The organism is Stenotrophomonas sp. 2YAF22 (assembly GCF_052114665.1).
GTDB classification, from domain to species: domain Bacteria; phylum Pseudomonadota; class Gammaproteobacteria; order Xanthomonadales; family Xanthomonadaceae; genus Stenotrophomonas; species Stenotrophomonas indicatrix.
This window is the reverse complement of sequence record NZ_JBFRFE010000439.1, coordinates 1-3,639: the sequence shown is the minus strand read 5'-3', so window position 1 is coordinate 3,639 and position 3,639 is coordinate 1. Positions and strand designations below refer to the sequence as shown.

The following is a 3,639-nucleotide window of genomic DNA, read 5'->3' as shown; positions in this document are numbered from 1 at the left end:
GGTTCACCCCGGGCTCGGGCAGCCCCGCGCGCGCCAGCGCCAGCCTGAGCCGGGTTTCCGGGGCGGAGTCGGCGCCAATGCGGGCCTTGAAGCGTTCTTCCAGCGAAGCCACGGTCTGCGCACGCTCGCGACGGTCCGATGCGAGCGTGGCGACCTGCTGCTTCTGCTCCCGCTGGGTACCCTGCAGGTGCTGCTGGCGCTGGGCGATCTGCGTCTGCAGTGTCTCCAGCTCCTTCAGGTCGGCCGTCAGCGTGGTGATGCGCTGCGCACGCTCGCGCTGCAGGTAGCGGTGATAAGCCAGCGCACGGTTGGCATCGGCCACCGTGTCCTGCGAAAGCAACAGCTTCAGCGGCGCGTGGTTGCCAATCTGGTAGGCCGCACGCAACAGGCCTGCCAATTCGCGATTCTGTTTTGCCAGATTGGACTGCAACGCATTGCGACGCTGCTCGGCTTCGGCCAGCGCCCTGCTCTGCTCACGCAGTGCCGCCTCGGTCTGGGCCAACGTGCGACCACTGCGTGCGACTTTTTCATCGGCCTCGCGCAGCTGCTGCGAGGCCTGTCCGCGCTGGCCCTCGATCTGCCGGCGCTCCTGCGCCACGCCCTTCAGTTCGGTGCGCAGCTTCTGCAGCTTGCGCTCGGCCTCGCGGGCCGAAGAGGTCTGCGCCACACCAGGCATGGGCAGCGCAAGGGCAAGCGCCATGCCCAGCAACAGGCAACGTCCACCGCGCAGGGTGGCGATGTGATGCCGGCGTGAGGGGAAGACGTTGTTGCGCAAGGGCTTTCCAGTGACTTCAGGCAGATGCGGAGACGTGCGGGGAATGGTGACATCTCCGCACGCGGCCTGCCAGCCGCACAACAACGAGGTTCCCATGAAAGCTCTCTCCATTCCGCTGCTGTTGGGCATTGCGCTGGCCAGTGGCCCGGCCTGGGCCCAGGCAGACGTGAGCAAGGTCAACGGCAGCATCAGCGCCGATCCGGGCCAGCGCTACGGCAAGCTGGACACCGTCAATGGTGGCATCCGTGTCGGCGAGGGCGTGGAAACCGGCAGCATCGACACCGTCAACGGCGGCGTCAAGGTCGCCGATCGTGCCCGCACCGGCAGCATCGAGACCGTCAACGGCGGCATCCGCCTCGGCCGCGAAGTGACGGCCCATGGGGATGTCAGCACGGTCAACGGCAGCATCTTCAGCGACCAGGGCAGCCAGATCGAAGGCGGCGTGGAAACCGTCAACGGCGGCATCGGCCTGGTCGGCAGCCGCGTGCGCAAGGACGTAGAGACCGTCAATGGCGACATCACCGTCGGCATCGGCTCGCAGGTCGGCGGCGGCGTGCATGTGCGCAAGCCGAACTTCAGCGTCTCGCTCACCGCCAGTCGCAAGCCGCGGGTCATCATCGGGCCGAATGCCGTGGTCAGTGGCAGCCTGTTGTTCGAGCGCGAAGTGGTTCTGTATGTCCACCGCAGCGCACGCATCGGCGCGGTCACCGGCGCCGATCCGATTCCCTTCGATACCGACACCGCCCCGGCCGATTGAGCCTGCGGCTTGGGCGATACTCCCCGATACCGGTCGCGCCCGCTGCGCGGCCGTCCCTTGTGTTTCCAGGAACCGATGATGCCCCGCAAACTCCTCCTGTGCCTGGCCGCTGCGGCCGCGCTCAGCGCCTGCAAAGGCGAAGACACCCCGGCTCCGGCGCCCAGCGCCGACAGCACCGCCAAGCCGGCCCCGCACACGTTCTCTCCCGGGATCAACGCCGCCGACTTTGGCGAGATGGTGAAGACCCTGGCCTCTGACGAGTTCGAAGGTCGCTCGCCCGGCAGCAAGGGTGAAGAACTGACGGTCAACTATATCCGCGACCAGATGCAGCGCATCGGCCTGCAGCCCGGCAACGGCGACAGCTGGTTCCAGGACGTGCCGATGACCGAAACCACGGCCGATGAGTCGACCGTGCTCACTCTCACCCAGGACGGCAAGACCCGCGAGCTGAAGTTCGGCACCGACATGGTGGTGGGCACCCGTACCGGCCAGACAGAAGTGAAGGTCGATGCCAGCGACCTCGTCTTCGTCGGCTACGGCGTGGACGCACCCGAGCAGAAGTGGAACGATTACGCCGACCAGGACTGGAAGGGCAAGACCGTGGTCATGTTCGTCAACGACCCGGGCTTCCATGTCGATGACGAGAAATTGTTCGACGGCAAGCGCATGACCTACTACGGCCGCTGGACCTACAAGTTCGAGGAAGCCGCGCGCAAGGGTGCCGCCGCCGCACTGATCGTGCATGACACCGCAGGCGCGTCCTACGGCTGGGACGTGGTGAAGAACTCCTGGGCTGGCCCGCAGTACGACCTGCCGGCCAAGGACGATGCAGAGCCGCGCCTGCCGGTGCAGGGCTGGTTGAGCGCCGACGCGGCCAAAGCCCTGTTCGCCGGTGCCGGGCTGGATCTGGACCAGGCCTACAAGGATGCCAGCAAGCGCGGCTTCAAGCCGGTGCCGCTGAAGGCAACCGCTTCGGTGGACCTGAAGAGCAAGGTCGCGCAGAAGCAGTCGCGCAACGTGGTGGGTGTACTGCCTGGCAGCAAGCGCGCCGACGAGGCCGTGCTGTACATGGCGCACTGGGATCACCTCGGCAAGCACGAGGGCGAACAGGGCGACAACATCTACAACGGTGCCGTCGACAACGCGACCGGCGTAGCCGGCATCCTTGAGGTGGCCGAAGCGATGGCCCATCAGGAGCCGAAGCCGGAACGTTCGGTGGTGTTCCTGGCGGTGACCCTGGAAGAATCCGGCCTGCTGGGTTCGAAGTACTACGTCGCCCACCCGACCTTCCCGCTGGACAAGATCGCCGGTGTCATCAACATCGATGCGATGTCGGTGGCCGGTCGCGCCAAGGACGTGACGGTGACCGGCTTCGGCAGTTCGGAGCTGGAAGACATCCTCAAGCCGCTGGCTGCAGCCCAGGATCGCACCCTGCACGGCGAAACCTCGGTACAAAGCGGCTTCTACTTCCGTTCGGATCACTTCAACTTCGCCAAGGCGGGTGTGCCGGCGCTGTATGCCGACGGCGGTGAGGACCTGCGCGACGGCGGCGTCGAGGCCGGTCGCAAGGCCGCCGCAGACTACGGTTCCAACCGTTACCACGGCCCGAAGGACGAGTATGACCCGGCCACCTGGAAGCTGGATGGCACGGTCGAGGACCTGCAGCTGATGTACGGCGTTGGCAAGGAACTGGCCGGCGGCGATCGTTGGCCCAACTGGTACGAAGGCAATCCGTTCAAGGCTGCCCGCGACACGATGATGAAGGCCAAGGCACCGGCCGCTGCGGCGAAGTAAGTCCGCCAGCAGTTGAGCTCCAAAAAAGGCGGCGCCCCTTGGGCGCCGCTTTTTTTGTGCGTGTTGTGCTGGGCCCCGGTAGTGCCGGCCGCTGGCCGGCWGGCACGTGCAGCCGCGTGATGTTCATGAGGTTGCCGGCCAGCGGCCGGCACTMCCYTYGGTTTCTCGCGCRCAAAGAAAAACCCCGCTGCRTGAGCAGCGGGGTTTTTGGATGTAAACCCTGGCGATGACCTACTCTCGCATGGCTTAGGCCACACTACCATCGGCGCAGCTACGTTTCACTTCCGAGTTCGGGATGGGATCGGGTGGTTCC

3 protein-coding genes and 1 rRNA gene are annotated in these 3,639 nt (G+C 66.0%); 2 read left to right on the top strand and 2 right to left on the bottom strand.

Going from position 1 to position 3,639, the window contains the following annotated elements; translation table 11 throughout:
* Positions 1-775: murein hydrolase activator EnvC family protein (locus AB4Y84_RS16025; protein ID WP_442250430.1), on the bottom strand; the 775-nt coding region annotated here is incomplete at its 3' end.
* A gap of 94 nt (positions 776-869) precedes the next feature.
* Between AB4Y84_RS16025 and AB4Y84_RS16020 the strand changes: the two genes are divergently transcribed.
* Both AB4Y84_RS16020 and AB4Y84_RS16015 read left to right on the top strand, forming a co-directional pair.
* Positions 870-1,532, top strand: coding sequence for a hypothetical protein (locus AB4Y84_RS16020; RefSeq protein WP_442244690.1), 663 nt, complete (start codon positions 870-872; stop codon positions 1,530-1,532).
* A gap of 78 nt (positions 1,533-1,610) precedes the next feature.
* On the top strand, positions 1,611-3,326 hold the full coding sequence (locus tag AB4Y84_RS16015) for a M28 family metallopeptidase (RefSeq protein ID WP_312787696.1): 1,716 nt from the start codon (positions 1,611-1,613) through the stop codon (positions 3,324-3,326).
* A 218-nt stretch (positions 3,327-3,544) separates the two neighbouring features.
* Here AB4Y84_RS16015 and rrf read toward each other — a convergent pair.
* Positions 3,545-3,639, bottom strand: a 5S ribosomal RNA gene (gene rrf, locus AB4Y84_RS16010); the annotation flags it as partial.

Bases quoted from the DNA above. Each gene is read 5' to 3' on its own strand.
- AB4Y84_RS16015 (WP_312787696.1), top strand. From the start codon at position 1,611: ATGCCCCGCAAACTCCTCCTGTGCCTGGCCGCTGCGGCCGCGCTCAGC.
- AB4Y84_RS16020 (WP_442244690.1), top strand. From the start codon at position 870: ATGAAAGCTCTCTCCATTCCGCTGCTGTTGGGCATTGCGCTGGCCAGT.